Annotated in this window: 11 protein-coding genes; 10 read left to right on the top strand and 1 reads right to left on the bottom strand. The window is 65.5% G+C overall.

From position 1 onward, the window contains the following. The first annotated feature begins 10 nt into the window (after window positions 1-10). The 6 genes from HGI46_RS00315 to HGI46_RS00290 all read left to right on the top strand — a co-directional run bounded on the left by HGI46_RS00315 (window position 11) and on the right by HGI46_RS00290 (window position 8166). Entirely contained in the window at window positions 11-1012 is a 1002-nt protein-coding gene (locus HGI46_RS00315) for a cupin-like domain-containing protein (RefSeq protein ID WP_168903082.1), read from the top strand. Further along, a complete protein-coding gene (locus tag HGI46_RS00310; RefSeq protein WP_168902658.1) occupies window positions 1009-2511 on the top strand; it encodes a tryptophan halogenase family protein in 1503 nt (500 codons plus the stop codon). Before HGI46_RS00315 ends, HGI46_RS00310 begins: the two co-directional genes overlap by 4 nt. Beyond that, complete coding sequence (locus HGI46_RS00305) at window positions 2508-3413, top strand: glycoside hydrolase family 16 protein (protein ID WP_168902657.1); 906 nt, start codon at window positions 2508-2510, stop codon at window positions 3411-3413. Before HGI46_RS00310 ends, HGI46_RS00305 begins: the two co-directional genes overlap by 4 nt. 6 nt (window positions 3414-3419) lie before the next feature. Then, window positions 3420-4490 carry a LacI family DNA-binding transcriptional regulator gene (locus HGI46_RS00300; RefSeq protein ID WP_168902656.1) on the top strand — a complete coding sequence of 357 codons (1071 nt, stop codon included), beginning with the start codon at window positions 3420-3422 and terminating at the stop codon, window positions 4488-4490. Further along, window positions 4487-5668, top strand: coding sequence for an MFS transporter (locus tag HGI46_RS00295; RefSeq protein ID WP_346766648.1), 1182 nt, complete (start codon window positions 4487-4489; stop codon window positions 5666-5668). The genes HGI46_RS00300 and HGI46_RS00295 overlap by 4 nt, the downstream gene beginning before the upstream one ends. Window positions 5669-5751: 83 nt before the next feature. Then, window positions 5752-8166 carry a glycoside hydrolase family 3 protein gene (locus HGI46_RS00290; RefSeq protein WP_206065455.1) on the top strand — a complete coding sequence of 805 codons (2415 nt, stop codon included), beginning with the start codon at window positions 5752-5754 and terminating at the stop codon, window positions 8164-8166. 17 nt (window positions 8167-8183) lie between these two features. Here HGI46_RS00290 and HGI46_RS00285 read toward each other — a convergent pair whose 3' ends face one another. Continuing rightward, on the bottom strand, window positions 8184-8786 hold the full coding sequence (locus HGI46_RS00285; RefSeq protein ID WP_240946511.1) for a LysE family translocator: 603 nt from the start codon (window positions 8784-8786) through the stop codon (window positions 8184-8186). 877 nt (window positions 8787-9663) lie between these two features. Between HGI46_RS00285 and HGI46_RS00280 the strand changes: the two genes are divergently transcribed. From HGI46_RS00280 to HGI46_RS00265, 4 genes are read left to right on the top strand one after another with little or no spacing between them, the layout of a single operon-like run. Continuing rightward, complete coding sequence (locus HGI46_RS00280) at window positions 9664-11847, top strand: TonB-dependent receptor (protein ID WP_168902655.1); 2184 nt, start codon at window positions 9664-9666, stop codon at window positions 11845-11847. Between the two features lie 2 nt (window positions 11848-11849). After that, window positions 11850-13556, top strand: a complete 1707-nt coding sequence (locus tag HGI46_RS00275) for an alpha/beta fold hydrolase (protein ID WP_346766647.1) — start codon at window positions 11850-11852, stop codon at window positions 13554-13556. 2 nt (window positions 13557-13558) lie between these two features. Beyond that, on the top strand, window positions 13559-14068 hold the full coding sequence (locus tag HGI46_RS00270; RefSeq protein ID WP_240946510.1) for a DUF3237 domain-containing protein: 510 nt from the start codon (window positions 13559-13561) through the stop codon (window positions 14066-14068). Beyond that, window positions 14065-14934, top strand: coding sequence for a DeoR/GlpR family DNA-binding transcription regulator (locus tag HGI46_RS00265; protein ID WP_168902654.1), 870 nt, complete (start codon window positions 14065-14067; stop codon window positions 14932-14934). Before HGI46_RS00270 ends, HGI46_RS00265 begins: the two co-directional genes overlap by 4 nt. Window positions 14935-15006: the final 72 nt, after the last annotated feature.

Raw genomic sequence — 15006 nt, 5'->3', positions numbered from 1 at the left:
AACTGCCCTGATGCTTCCTGCAGTCGCTGAGAGGACACTCGAACACCTGAGCGATCTCGACGCCATGCTGCAGGGCGCGCGCGAACCGTTCGTGCTGCGCGGGCTGGTGCGCGACTGGCCGCTGGTGCAGGCGGGCCTTGAATCTGCCCGCGCCGCCCGCGCCTATCTGGTCGAGCGCGCGCGGCCCGTTCCGTTCACCGTCTCGCTGGCCGATCCCGGCAGCGGCGGACGCCTGTTCTATGACGCTGCCATGCAAATGAACTTCCGCACCGCGCGCGGCAAGCTGGCGGATATCTTCGCCGGGTTCGATGCCAACGAAGGCAGCGCCGATCATCCGGTGATCTACCTCGGCTCGATCGACGTGCCGACGCACTTCCAGAGCGTCGACGCCGAGAACCGCGTAGACCTCGGCACGCGCGATCCGATCACCAGCCTGTGGATCGGATCGCCCACCCGCATCGCGGCGCACAACGACTTTCCCGACAACCTTGCCTGCTGCGTCGCCGGGCGTCGCCGCTTCACGCTGTTCCCGCCCGAGCAGTTCCGCAACCTCTACCTCGGCCCCATCGACAACACCCCGGCGGGCCGCGCCGTCAGCATGGTCGATTTCGCTGCGCCGGATTTCGATGCGCACCCGCGCTTTGCCGAAGCTCTGGAGCATGGGCAGGTGGCTGATCTCGAACCGGGCGATGCGCTGTTTGTGCCCTCGATGTGGTGGCATCATGTCGAGGCGACCGAGCCTTTCAACATCCTGCTCAACTACTGGTGGCGCGATACCCCACGTTACATGGGCCAGCCGCAGACCGCGCTGACCCACGCCCTGCTCGCCATCCGCGACCTGCCCGAGGCGGACCGCGCGGTGTGGCGCGAGCTGTTCGACTACTACGTGTTCTCGGGCGGCGACCAAGCCCGCGCCCACATTCCCGCAGAGGGGCAGGGCGCGCTAGGGCCCATCGACGCGCAGGGCGCTGCCCGCATCCACCAGTTCATCCTGAGGAGCCTCAGCCAATGACCGCTTCGCATCTGCCCCGCCGCATCGTCATTGCCGGAGGCGGCACCGCCGGATGGATGGCCGCCGCCGCGCTCGCCCGCACGCTTGGGCCGGTCGCGCAGGTCACGCTGGTCGAGAGCGAGCAGATCGGCACCATCGGCGTCGGCGAAAGCACGATCCCCCCGCTCGTCACCTACAACCGCCTGCTCGGCATCAACGAGGCCGAGTTCATGCGCGCCACGCAGGCGACGTTCAAGCTGGGCATCAATTTCGAGAACTGGCGGGTCGAGGGCGAGAACTACTTCCACTCTTTCGGCGGCACCGGCAAGGATCACTGGTCGGCAGGCTTCCAGCACTTCTGGCTCCACGGTCTGGAGCGCGGCCACACTGAGCCCTACGGCGAATACTGCCTTGAACTGAAGGCAGCGGAAGCAGGCAAGTTCGCGCACTTGCCGGACGACCGGATGAATTACGCCTACCAGCTCGATTCCGGCCTCTATGCCAAGTTCCTGCGCACCATGGCCGAGGCCGATGGCACCATGCGGATCGAGGGCAAGATTGCCCGCGTCGAACTCGATGGCGAGAGCGGCGATATAGCGGCGCTGGTCCTGGAGGGCGACCGCCGCATCGAGGGTGACCTGTTCATCGATTGCACCGGCTTTCGCGCGCTGCTGATCGAAGGCGCCTTGCGCGCAGGCTACGACGACTGGACCCACTGGCTGCCCTGCGACAGCGCCATCGCCATCCAGACATCGAGCGTGCGCCCGCCCGTGCCTTATACCCGCGCCATCGCGCACGAGGCGGGCTGGCAGTGGCGCATTCCGCTGCAGCACCGCCAGGGCAATGGCGTGGTCTATTGCAGCGACTACCTTTCCCACGAAGCCGCGCTCGAAAAGTTGCTCTCTACGGTCGAGGGCGAGAAGCTGGTCAAGCCGAACCATATCCGCTTCCGCACCGGGGCGCGGCGCAAGCAATGGCACCGCAACTGCGTGGCGGTTGGGCTTTCGGGCGGGTTCATGGAGCCGCTCGAGTCGACCTCGATCCATCTGATCCAGCGGGCCATCCTGCGCATCGTGCGGATGTTGCCGGCAGGCGTCATCAGCCAGCGCGACATCGACGAGTTCAACGACCAGCAGTTCACCGACATGGAGCAGATCCGCGACTTCCTGGTCCTGCACTACAAGGCGACCGATCGCCGCGACACGCCGTTCTGGCGGCATTGCGCCAGCATGGAAGTGCCCGCCAGCCTCGAGCACAAGATGGAACTGTTCCGCGTAACCGGCCGCGTGTTCCGCAAGAACGAGGAGCTTTTCGCGGAGAACTCGTGGGTGCAGGTGATGATGGGGCAGGGGATCAACCCGCAAAGCCACCACCCCGTCGCCGCCAAGCTGCGCGACGAGGAACTGAAGCATCTGCTTGGCAGTTTGCGCGAACAGGTCAGCCGCACGGTTGCCGCGCTGCCATCGCATGGCGATTACGTGGCGCGCTATTGCGGCGCGCAGGTTCCGGCCGCGGCATGAGTTTTCTGCTTCTGGCTGCAGCGGCGGTCCAACCCGATTGGCAACTCGTGTGGGCCGACGAGTTTGACGGCACCACGCTTGATCGCAATCATTGGGTCCTTGCCGAGGATTGTTGGGGCGGCGGCAACGAGGAGCGCCAGTGCTACACTGCGCGCAAGGCCAACCATCGCGTGAGCGGCGGAGTGCTGGAGATCATCGCCCAGCGCGAGGACTTCACCGGCCCGGCATACCCTCGCGACCAGCGCGACAGCATGGAGAAGTCCGAGGCGAAGCGGTCGAAGCCGTTCACTTCCGCCCGTCTTTCAACCGCCGGAAAGGCGGCGTGGCTCTATGGCAAGGTGCAGGTGCGCGCGCGACTGCCGCAGGGGCAAGGCACCTGGCCGGCAATCTGGATGCTGCCGGAGGACTGGGCCTATGGCGGGTGGGCACGTTCTGGCGAAATCGACATCATGGAGGCGGTCAACCTCGGCGAGCCTTGCGAGACTTGCGAGGGCGGCCGCGAGAACCATGTGCTGGGCACGATCCACTTCGGCGGGCAGCCGCCGCGCAACCGCTATATCTCGGAGCAAACGCAGCTCCCCGATCCGACCGCCTTTCACACCTACGAGGTGGAGTGGGACAAGGATGGCATGGTCTGGCGCGTCGACGGCAAGGACTATGCCCGCCGCATGCCGCACGAATGGCACACGCTGGGGTCTGACAAGCCGGGCGCGCCGTTCGACAAGCCCTTCCACCTGATCCTCAACCTCGCCATCGGCGGGCACTTGCCAGAGGGGCGCAACACCACGGGCGTGGACGCTTCCGGCTTTCCCAAGGCAATGGCGGTTGACTGGGTCCGCGTATGGCAAAAGCCCGGCGAAGCCGCTAACGCGGGCGTGGGAACGAAGAGCGGGGGTAACTGAGCTACCATGGCGCGAAGGCGGCAGGCGGTAACCATCAAGCACGTGGCGGCCGATGCGGGCGTCTCGCTGCAGACGGTCAGCCGCGTGATCAACAACGAGGCCAATGTCCGGCCCGAGATGCGCGAGAAGGTCCAGGCCTCGATCGACAAGCTGGGCTACGTGCCCTCGATCGCGGCGCAGCGGATGAGCGGATCGCGCTCCTACCTGATCCTCGCCCTCAACGACCGCGAACGCACGATTGCCGACTGGCGGGCGCGGCAGGGCACCGACTGGGTCGACCAGATGCTGCTGGGCGGCATGCTCGAATGCGCCGAACATGGCTATCGCCTGATCTTCGAACTGGTCGATACCCACAACGATCACGTCGAGCGTGAACTGGGCGCGGCGATTGCAGCGCTCCAGCCCGATGGCGCGATCCTCACCCCGCCGCACTCTGACAATCCGCAGATCCTCGAGACGCTGACCCGCCACCACGTGCCGTTCGCGCGGATCGGCGCGCAAGTGCACGAGGAAGGGCTGCCCGATGGCATCATGGTTTCGATGGACGACGAAGGCGGTGCACGCACGGCGACGCGGCATCTGATCGAGCTTGGCCACAAGCGCATCGGCTTCATTTCGGGGCCATCGGAGTATCGCCTCTCGGCCAAGCGCATCGATGGCTGGAAGGCCGAGATGGAGGTAGCGGGGCTCACCACCGCGGGCCTGCTCGAGGCTGGGGACTTCACCTATGCCTCTGGCGTGCGGGCCGCTCGCGCCTTGCTCGCCAGCCTCGATCGGCCGAGCGCGATCATTGCCAGCAACGACCAGATGGCGCTGGCCACGGTCGAGATTGCCGACGAACTGGGCCTTGCCATTCCGGCGGACCTGTCGCTGGTCAGCTTCGACAACACCCCACTGGTGCGCTTCACCCGGCCCGCGCTGACCGCCGTCGATCAGCCGATTGCCGAGACGACGGCCACGGCGGTGCGCAGCCTGATTGCGGTACAGAAGGGCGAAGAGGTTGCAGGCGCGGTGATCCTCCCGATGGGCTTCGAGGTCCGTGGCTCCACCGGCCCGGCAGCGGCCTGCGGGGCGTGATCGCCGGACAGGCCCGAGAACACCGCTTTCTTGCGCTCTATGCATTGGCGTGGGCTGGATCGACGATTGCCTACGTCCCGTTCCTGACCCTGCTGCTGCCGATGCACGTGGGCGATCTGGCGGGAAGCGAGGCCGTGCGCTGGCTGGCTGCGACGACGTTTCTGGGCGCGATTGCCGCCAGCTTGTGCAACATCGCCTTTGGCTGGGCGAGCGACCTTGTCGGCAGGCGCCGCCCCTTCGTGCTGGCGGGTCTGCTGCTCTCCAGCGTCATGCTCCAGATTGCGCCGCGCACCGGGACCTTGCTTTCGCTGACCGCGGTGATCGCGCTGTGGCAGGTCGGGCTGAACATGATGCTCGGGCCGCTGTCTGCCTGGGCCGGGGATCAGGTGCCGGATGGGCGCAAGGGGCTGCTTGGTGGTCTGCTCGCTTTCGCCCCGGCTTCGGGCGCGCTTGCCGGGGCCTTGGCGACCTTGGGCGACGCCTTCTCGCTGGAAACGCGCTTTGCCGTCGTGGGCGTGATCGTGGGGCTCTGTGTCCTCCCGCTCGTGCTGCTGGGTGAGGACGGTTTTGCGCAAGGCGTGGCAAAGCCGGCCGAGGGAAGCGCTGTTGCGCGCAAGGTTCTCAAGGGCATGGCGACGCGCATGTGGCTGGCCCGCCTGCTGGTGCAGATCTCCGAAGCCTCGCTGTTTGCCTTCTTCTACCTGTGGCTGCGCTCGGTCGATCCGGGCCTTGCCGACGGCGCGATTGCCCGCGTCCTGCTGACGGCGATGGTCATCGGCGCGCTGGTCGCGCTTGTGGCCGGCGGCCGGGCGGATCGCACCGGGCAGCCGGTTTCACCGCTGGTGCTCTCGTCAATCGGCGCTGCGCTGGGACTGATCATCATGGCGTTTGCCGCAGGGCGCGACGGAGCAATTGTGGGGTACATCCTGTTCGGTCTTTCGACTTCGGCATTTTTGGCGCTGCATAGTGCCCACACCTTGCGGGTCCTGCCCGACAGCGCGCGGCGCGGGCGCGATCTCGGGCTGTTCAACCTGACCAACACGATCCCGTCGCTGGCGATGCCTGCGCTGACCTTGGCGCTTGTGCCAAGCCTCGGCTTCAGCGCGCTTTTCGTGGTTTTGGCGTTGCTCGCGCTTTGCGCAACCGTGCTTCTCATCGGATTGCGACGGGCTGCCTGACAGCCGTTTCGTCAAGGGTTGATTTCCGCTCGCAAACATGTGAGACGTTCGATTGAGAACGTTCACAGAATTTGGGGAAGTCGATGTCGAAGGGAAGCCTGCGTCCTGCCATGGCAAGTGTGGTGGCGCTATCATTCCTGCTGGCCGCTGCGCCGGTAACAGCGCAGGAAAGCGCGGTGGCCAATCCGGCGAACTGGCCGGTTGCTCACAGTCCGTCGACCATTACCGACGCCAGGACCGAGCGGGCCATCACCAGGCTGCTGCGCAAGCTGACGGTCGAACAGAAGGTCGGCCAAGTGATCCAGGGCGATATCAGCTCGATCAAGCCTGAAGACCTTGCCCGCTATCCGCTCGGGTCGATCCTCGCCGGTGGCAACAGCGGCCCCTATGGCGACGAGCGTGCCGATGCCGCCAAGTGGCTCAAGCTGGTAAACGAGTTCCGCGCCGCTTCGCGCAAGGCGGGGGCGGGCGTGCCGATCCTGTTCGGGGTCGACGCGGTCCACGGTCATTCGAACCTGCCGGGAGCCACGATCTTTCCGCACAACGTCGGGCTTGGTGCGGCGCATGACGCCGATCTGATCAAGCGCATCGGTGTGGCGACGGCGGCCGAGGTCGCGGGCTCTGGCATCGAATGGACTTTCGCCCCGACGCTCGCCGCCCCGCAGGACCTGCGCTGGGGCCGCGCCTATGAGGGTTATTCGAGCGATCCGGCGGTGATCGCCAGCTATTCGAAGGCGATGGTCGAGGGGCTGCAGGGCCCGTTGCTCGCCGGAAAGCCGCTGCCGGCCGAGAAGGTTGCCGCCAGCGCCAAGCACTTTCTTGCCGATGGCGGAACCGAACATGGCAAGGACCAGGGTGATGCCAAACTGGCCGAACCCGAACTCGTCCGCCTGCATGCACAGGGCTATCCCGTTGCCATCGACGCTGGGGCGCTGACTGTCATGGCCAGTTTCTCCAGCTGGAACGGCGCAAAGAACCACGGCAACCGCTCGCTCCTGACCGACGTGCTCAAGCAGCGGATGGGCTTCGAGGGCCTGGTGGTTGGCGACTGGAACGGGCATGGTCAGGTTGAGGGCTGCACGCCGACCGATTGTGCCGCTTCGATCAATGCCGGTCTCGATCTCTACATGGCGCCCGACAGCTGGAAGGGTCTGTACGACAACACCTTGCGTCAGGTGCGCGATGGCACGATCCCGATGGCGCGGCTGGATGACGCCGTGCGGCGCATCCTGCGGGTGAAGTACAAGCTTGGGCTGATGGGGCCTAAGCTGGTCGAGCGTGGCGATCCCGCAGCCGTGGGGGCGCAGGCGCATCTCGACGTGGCACGCGAGGCCGTCGCCAAGTCGCTCGTTCTGCTCAAGAACGAAGGGTCGGTCCTGCCGATCAAGCCGGGTGCCAAGGTGCTGGTGACGGGGCCGGGCGCCGACAGCATGGCGATGCAGGCCGGTGGCTGGACGATCACCTGGCAGGGCACCGACACGACAGGCGCCGATTTCCCCAAGGGCCGCACCATCGGTCGCGCGATCGTCGAGGCCGTGGCCGAAGCGGGCGGTTCCGCCGAGATTGCCAAGGGGCAGGGCGCGGTCAAGCCTGATGTCGCCATCGTGGTGTTCGGCGAACAGCCCTATGCCGAGTTTCAGGGCGATGTGCCGAACCTGCTGTTCCAGTCGCGCGAGGGCGAACTGGAGCTGATGAAGCAGCTCAAGGCCCAAGGCGTGCCGGTGGTGGCGCTGTTCCTTTCGGGCCGTCCGATGTTCGTGGGACCTGAGATGAACGTGGCCGATGCCTTCGTCGCGGCGTGGCAACCGGGCTCGCAGGGGCAGGGCGTGGCCGATGTGCTGGTCGCGCGCAAGGACGGCAAGCCGCCGCGCGATTTTACCGGGACGCTCCCGTTTGATTGGCCGCGCGATGCCCGTTCGCCGATGGTGGAGCCGCTGTGGCGGGTCGGCCATGGTCTCAGTTACGCAAAGCCCGCGAGCGTCGGCAAGGTCAACGAGGAGCCTCGCGTAGAAGTGGGCAGCCTGCTGAGTGAAACCACGTTCATCCGTGCCGGAAAGGTGATCGAGCCGTGGCGGCTGGGGCTGGACAGCGTGGTCACCATGCGCGCGGTCGATGTGGCGGCGCAGGAAGACGCGCGACAGTTTACCTGGGGCGGCAAGGGCGACATCGCGCTCGACGGGCCGGTGGTGGATATGCAGCGCCACCTCAATGGCGGCTTTGCGTTGCGGCTCGACTGGCGGCTCGATGCGCGCGGGTCGGGGCCGGTGACGGTTGCCTTTGCGGGCGTGAAGCTGGACGTCAGCCAGAGCCTTGGGGCTGCGGGCAAGCCAGCGACCCTGCGCATCCCGCTGACCTGCTTTGCCGAGCATGGCGCGAAGCTGAATGCAGTCGGTTCGCCCCTGCGCCTGAGCGCGGACAAGGGTTTCACGGTGAGTGTGCGCAACGCCCGCATCGAGGGCGTGGGCGAGACGATTCCGTGCCCGCCCTTCGTCCAATAAGGCCTTAGGGAGTGCCCTTAGCGGATCGGCGTGAGCAGGAAGGACGCTGCCACGCCGAGAATGATCAGCGCGAAAATCCGGCGGACCGTGCGCGTCCGCCGGGGATCCGACAGCCAGCCTTGGGCACGGGCTCCGGCAAGCACGATCGCGCAGTGGATCAGCGTGGCGATGGCGGTGCTGACGAAGCTGAGCAGGAGGGCGTTGCCAAGGCCAAGGGTTTCCCCACCAAGGAATTGCGGGGCGACGACCACGAAGAACAGGTAGGCCTTCGGATTGAGCAGGTTGATCAGCGCGCCGGTGGCAAAGGCGCGCCCGGTGGTGCCGTTGGCAGCAGGCGTTTCCTTGCCGGCGCCGCGCCAGGCTTCGACCGCGAGCCAGACCATCATCAGCGCGCCCGCGATGCGCAGGCCGTTCCACAAGGCGGGGAAGCTCTCGAGCAGGGCGGCGAGGCCGAGGGCTGCAAGCGCGCCGTTGGCGAGGAGACCGAGCGCGACGCCGGCCACCGCAGCCATGCCGCTTCGCCTGCCTTCAGTCGCAGCGAGGCCTGCCAGCCATGCCATGTTCGGGCCGGGCGTCAATTCGATCAGCAATACGGCAAGGGCGAAACCGACGATGTCCAAGCCTTGGGTCCTTGTGGGTGAAGGACTTGCAGTGGACGCGGCCACAATGGAACGCAAGCATATGAAGGATCATCCGCTGGCGAGTGCGGACGGTAACGCCGGGGGGAAAGCACAGATCGCGCGACCGGTGCGGTGCCGTTGCGGCACGCAAGGGATGGGGCGCGGGACCGGTTGCGAATGGCCGGGGGGCGGTTCCGTGCCCCTTACCGGCTCAGCCTGAGGGCGGACATATGTGAAAGGACGAAGCGTCAGCAGCGGCTCGCGGGCTGCCTTGGCTTCTGGCAAGCGGCTGCGTGAAAAGAACCTGTCGTTTGTGCTGACACAGTCGCACAATCATGGCGGGTTCCGCATCCGCAGCGTCGCTCAGGGTTCGGCGCCGTGCTGTCAGCCCTGGGTTGTCCTGTCTGTCCTTGGGTAACGACGAAGGATTGCCCGGTGGGTCTTGGGCTTTACGCCCCGCATTGAACCCACGCGCACCTGCCGCACCGATCGCGCCGGAAGCCTTCACGATGTGTTGGCGTCCGAAGGGAGAGGAGCGGGTTGGCCTTGTGCCCTCTCCTGACCTGTGGGCGGGACGTATAACCTATATGGTTCATTTTGTCAAGGTCTATCAGCGTGACCCCCATCGTCATCCCGGGCTTGACCCGGGATCCCGCTTCTTTGTTGCGAGACCGTGCAGGAAGAAAAGCGGGGCCCCGGGTCAAGCCCGGGGCGACGGTTGTGTTTGGGGTGTGTGGGGTGTGAGGCGGCGTGGGGCACTGCGGCTGGATTCAAATAGGCCGCTATTTTCGGAAACGAAAAGCAGCGAAAAATCCCGAAGACAAACCCGGCCACCACCAAGCCAATTGGACGAGGCCGCCTTCGGGAGGATAACACCATGCGCACCAGTCGCCTTTGCCTGCTCGTCTCGGCCAGTATTATTGCAACGTTTGTGGCGCGAACTGCGGCTGCACAGGAACAGTCGGCCGCCGATACGGCCGCAAGCGATCCCAACGAAATCATCGTGACCGCACAGAAGCGCGCGCAGAGCGTACAGGACGTGCCGATCGCGATTACGGCGGTGGCTGGATCATCGCTCGGCACCTTGCAGATGCGCAGCGGGACCGAACTGGCGCGCCAGACGCCGAACCTTTCGGTGAGCGTGCTGGGCAACGAGGATCAGCCAAAGTTTTCTGTGCGCGGCATCGCGCAATCGGCCTTCGATCTCAACGCCTCGTCGCCCACCGGCATCTTCTACGACGAAGTCTTCGTGCGGGCCTCGTTCCTCGGCGGTGCGCAGCTGTTCGACATGGACCGCGTCGAAGTGCTGCGCGGCCCACAAGGCACGCTGTTCGGCAAGGAAACGGTGGGCGGTGCCGTCAGCTACGTCACGCGGGCGCCGCAGTTCGACAACTCGGGCTTCATTTCGGGCGAGCTTGGCAACTACAGCTATGTCGGCCTGCAAGGCGCGGCGAACACGCAGCTGGTCGAGGACCGGCTGGCCCTGCGCGTTTCGTTCAACACCAGCGACAGCGACGGCTTCGTCAAGAACCTGCTGCCGGGCGGGCGGGACAAGTCGAACTTCAACAAGGTCGCGATCCGCACCGCGCTGAAGTACAAGGACGACGCCGGCTTCGATGCCACGCTGCGCTACAGCTACACGCGCAGCTCGCCCGAGGCGGTTGGCACCAATGTGACCGGCTACCTGCCCGGCAACACCAACGCTTTCGGTTTCGACCCCCGCCGCGATCCGGTGACCGGCAAGCTGCTGGATGCGCGCGAGGGGTATTATGACCGCGATGGCCGCATTCGCGTGCGTGGGGACGGCGTCAGCCTTACGCTGAACAAGGATCTCGGCAATGTCACGCTGACCTCGATCTCGTCATACCTCAAGGGCTACTTCCTCAACGAGGTGGATGGCGATGGCAGCGCGGCAAACCTCCTGGCGCTCGATTTCGAGGCGCGGACCAAGGAGTACATGCAGGACCTGCGCCTGACGACGAAGTTCGATGGACCGTTCAATGTCATCGCCGGCCTGTTCTACTTCCGCGATACGCTGGACAACCTGTTCCACGTCTCGCAGTTCAACGGGGCGTTCGACGGGCGGCAAACCTATCGCCAGACGCGCACCTCCTATGCTGCCTACATGGACGGCACTTACGACTTCTCGCCTTCCTTCAGCCTGTACGGCGGGATCCGCGTGACGCATGACAAGGCGACGATGCGCAACTTCCGTTCGGTGGTGAACATCCCGGGCCTTGGCATTCCCAACACCAACGTCGACTACACCGAGACCCAGCCGAGCGGTCGCCTTGGCCTGCGTTACAAGCCGTCGTCCGATTTCATGGCCTTTGCGCAATATGCCAGAGGCTACCGCAGCGGCGGCTTCAACGGTGGCGCGCTGGTGTTTCCGGGCGACCTGAACACGGCCAAGCCCGAATTCCTCGATGCCTACGAAGTGGGGATCAAGAGCCGGCTGCTCGACCGCAAGGTCACGCTGAACCTTTCGGCCTTCCATTACCAGTTCAAGGACCAGCAGTTCATCAATTCGATCTCGGTGATCAACCAGGCGCTGGTCAACGCGGGCCGTTCGCGCATCAACGGCGTGGAAGCCGAGATCAATGCCAGCATAACGCCACAGTTCCGCCTTTCGGCAGGGATGGGTTATCTCGACGCCAAGTATACGCGGCTGGTACTGAACGGTGCCAACCTTGCGGGCAATCGCATGATCGAAGCGCCAAAGTTCTCGTTCAGCGGTGCGGCCGATTATACTGTCCCGCTTGACGGCTCGACCGAACTGACGCTCCATGGCGACATGGTGCACAAGAGTTCGCAGTTCTTCACCGCCTATAACGCCGATGTCTTCCCCTTCAGCCTTGGCCGCACGCCGGGGTTCGAGGAATACAACGCGCGCATCGGCCTGTCGCTCAACGAGGGCAAGTACGAACTGGGCCTGTGGGGCAAGAACCTGAGCGATAACAAGACTCTGGTTGGCGTCGGCATCGAGACGAACACCAACTTGCGCTTTGGCACGGTGCCCTATCCGCGCCGCTATGGCGTCGACTTCCAGGCAAAGTTCTGATCGTGGGCGTTCGCAGCACCAGACAGGCAAAGGCAGGGGCGCTCGTCGCTCTTGCCGCCATGCTCCTGGCCATCGCCGGACTGCTTCTGGCAAGCAGGGTGCAATCGGCCCACGGCGTCAGTGTCAGTGAAGTGCATTTTCGGGGGAGCAGTGGTGCGCAGATGCGCGCGCTGCTGTTCCGCCCCGCAGGCGCGACCGAGGCCAACAAGGCTCCGGCGATCCTGGCGGTGCATGGCTATCTCAACAGCGCGGAAATGCAGGGCAACTTTGCGACGGAATATGCGCGGCGCGGCTATGTCGTGCTGGCGCCCGACCAGCGCGGGCACGGCGCGAGCGATCCGGTGGCCTTTGCCGATGGCTTCGGCGGACCCGATGCGCTTGCCTACTTGCGCAGCCTGCCGTTCGTGGACCGCGACAACATCGGCCTTGAAGGCCACAGCATGGGCGGCTGGACGGTGCTGCGCGCTGCCGAGGCCCATCGTGATGGCTATCGTTCGCTGATACTGGAAGGTTCGAGCGTGGGCGCGCCGTTTGCGCCCGAAGGCACCACGGCATTCCCGCGCAACCTGCTGGTTGTCTATGGCACGCGCGACGAGTTCGGCGGGTTCATGTGGGGGCCTGAGGCACCGCTTGCCACCGGCTCTGTCCAGAAGCTGCGGGATCTGTTCGGCAGCCGCGATCCTGTCGAGCCCGGCCGGCTCTATGGCCGTGTGGAGGACGGGTCGGCGCGGATGTTGCTGACGCCGGACGTGACCCATGCCTGGCTGCACCAGTCGCGGACAGGTATCTCGCCGGCGATCGAGTGGTTCGGCCGCACGCTCAACGGCGGGCGCCCGCTTCCGGCCAGCGACCAGATCTGGCCATGGCGCGAGGCAGGGGACTTTCTGGCGCTGCTCGCCATCCCGGCGCTGATCGCGGGCGCGTTGGCTGCATTCGGCGGCCGGGCCTTTGCCATTGCGGCGCCGGCGGATGCGCTCACACCGCACGCGGCAGCGACACGGAGCCCTCTGGCGTTGGCGGCCGTTGCCATCGTGCCGGCGCTGCTGTTCATTCCGGCTTGCATGCTGACCGAGGTCGCGCTCGGGCAGAACGGGCTGTTCCGGCAGACCTTCACCAACCAGTTCGCAGGCTGGGCACTGCTCAGCACGATCCTTGCGGTCATTGCGTTGCGGCGGCAGGGTAGTGCCTTGCCACTGGCGCAGGTTCCCCGCGCTCTGCCCCTTGCGCTGCTGGCGCTCATGCCCGCCTATGTCCTGGTTCTGGCGGCGGACCGACTGTTGCACGTCAATCCTTCATGGTGGTTCATCACGGTCCGTCCGGTCACGCTCGAACGCACGCGCGACTTCCTGCTTTACGCACCGTTCTTCACCGTGAACTGCCTTGCCTCGCTGAGCTTGATCCAGGCAGTGTCACCATTGGAGAATGGCGGGCCGTGGGGAGCGACGATGCGGGCGGTGGCGGCAACGTCGGGAGGTTTCGTGCTGTTCCTGCTGGTGCAGTACGGCGTGCTGGCGGTGACGGGACATCTGCTGTTGCCGGGTGAAGGCCTGCGGGTAATCTCCGCGATCGGTTTTGCGGCGTTTCTTGCCTTCGTGGGCATCTTCGGGACAGTTTCCAGGCGTGCGCTCGGCTCGGTCGTACCCGGGGCGGTCGTGTCGGGTCTGTTCGTGACCTGGGTGCTTGTTGCCACGCAACCGATTGGAGCCTGAGAATGACGACGATTGCCAGAATGCTGATTGCGGCCATGCTCGCGGGCGCGTCGCCGGTCAGTGCTGCCGAGCCGGGAGCCCCGACGCTGCGTTTCGTGTTCGAGGAGCGCGTGGATCTGGAACCGGCCGAGGCTGCAGGTGCCAACCCGCGCGGGGCAGGGAACCGCATCGGCATAACCGGAGGCACGATCAGCGGCCCCATGCTGCAGGGCACGGTCCTGCCCGGAGGCGCCGATTGGCAGTTGATCCGCAGCGATGGCTGTTCCGAAATCGTGGCGGACTACTTCATCCGTGCGGAGGACAAGTCGCTGATCCATGTGCGCAACGTCGGCCTTGCCTGCGGGGCGGGTGCGGAGCGGGGCGCCTATGCCAGGGCGACGCCGGTGTTCACGGCGCCTGTCGGCAAGCACGACTGGCTGAACAAGTCGGTGTTCACCTCGACGATCGAGCCTGTGATTGACGGGGAGGGCAGGCTGCGGCAGGTGGTCCTGCGCTTCTATGAAGTGCGATGACGCCAGCTCCAGAGCTTGCCAGGCTGGCGTCGGGACAGGCCAACGCTTTGCAGGGCTCCTGCACCCTGCGGGAAAATGGGCGGATACAGAACGTGCGCGATCTGGCTGCGGTACGCCAACTGAGGCTTGTCGAACATCTCGATGCGGTGGGGCACGGCAAGGTCGAAGATCTTGCCAGATCGCTGGGCGTGACGCCGCAAACCATTCGCGGAGACTTGCGCCAGTTGGACGAACAGGGCGTCGTGTCGCGGGTTCGGGGCGGCGCCATGTTGCGATCCCGGCTGGACAATCTGGGCTACCATTCGCGTCAGGCGCTTGCGGCGAATGCCAAGTCGCGCATTGGCGAGGCCGCGGCGGCGCTGATCCCCGACGGGGTGTCGTTGTTCATCAATATCGGCACGACCGTGGAGGCGGCCGCGTCGCGCCTTCGGCAGCGTCAGCGACTGATGGTGGTGACCAACAACCTCAACGTCGCCGAAATCCTGGCAGACGCCCGCGGGATCGAGGTGATCGTGGCGGGTGGCCGCCTGCGGGCGGAGGATCGCGCGGTCGTCGGTCCCCTTGCAGTGGATTTTCTGAGCGCATTCAAGGTCGATTATGCCGTGATCGGTGCCAGCGCGCTGGACGCCGACGGGAGCCTGCTCGATTTCGACATCGACGAGATCAAGGTTTCGCAGTCGATCGTGGCGCATGCGCGGCATGTGATCCTGGTGGCCGATGCGTCCAAGGCCTCACGCCACGCCCCGGTGCGCTTTGCCACCATGCGCGATGTCGACACTTTCGTGACGGACAGAGTCACCGATCCCGGCCTTGCCCGCAGCTGCGCAGAAGCCGGTGTACGGGTGATTGAAACCGACCCCAGCTGATCGAGCTGCCTTTCGAGATTCCGGTTGAGCCGCGCAGGCCAGACTGCCGCGGAGCGACCTTTCCTGCCTGCA

The organism is Novosphingobium sp. ERW19 (assembly GCF_012641315.1).
Taxonomy (GTDB): domain Bacteria; phylum Pseudomonadota; class Alphaproteobacteria; order Sphingomonadales; family Sphingomonadaceae; genus Novosphingobium.
The sequence above is the reverse complement of the archived record's forward strand: the minus strand, read 5'-3'. Positions and strand labels throughout refer to the sequence as shown.

What these genes read in the sequence shown, in the direction of transcription:
- HGI46_RS00315 (WP_168903082.1), top strand. Translation starts at nt 11, where the DNA reads ATGCTTCCTGCAGTCGCTGAGAGGACACTCGAACACCTGAGCGATCTC.
- HGI46_RS00310 (WP_168902658.1), top strand. Translation starts at nt 1,009, where the DNA reads ATGACCGCTTCGCATCTGCCCCGCCGCATCGTCATTGCCGGAGGCGGC.
- HGI46_RS00305 (WP_168902657.1), top strand. Translation starts at nt 2,508, where the DNA reads ATGAGTTTTCTGCTTCTGGCTGCAGCGGCGGTCCAACCCGATTGGCAA.
- HGI46_RS00300 (WP_168902656.1), top strand. Translation starts at nt 3,420, where the DNA reads ATGGCGCGAAGGCGGCAGGCGGTAACCATCAAGCACGTGGCGGCCGAT.
- HGI46_RS00290 (WP_206065455.1), top strand. Translation starts at nt 5,752, where the DNA reads ATGTCGAAGGGAAGCCTGCGTCCTGCCATGGCAAGTGTGGTGGCGCTA.
- HGI46_RS00280 (WP_168902655.1), top strand. Translation starts at nt 9,664, where the DNA reads ATGCGCACCAGTCGCCTTTGCCTGCTCGTCTCGGCCAGTATTATTGCA.
- HGI46_RS00270 (WP_240946510.1), top strand. Translation starts at nt 13,559, where the DNA reads ATGACGACGATTGCCAGAATGCTGATTGCGGCCATGCTCGCGGGCGCG.
- HGI46_RS00265 (WP_168902654.1), top strand. Translation starts at nt 14,065, where the DNA reads ATGACGCCAGCTCCAGAGCTTGCCAGGCTGGCGTCGGGACAGGCCAAC.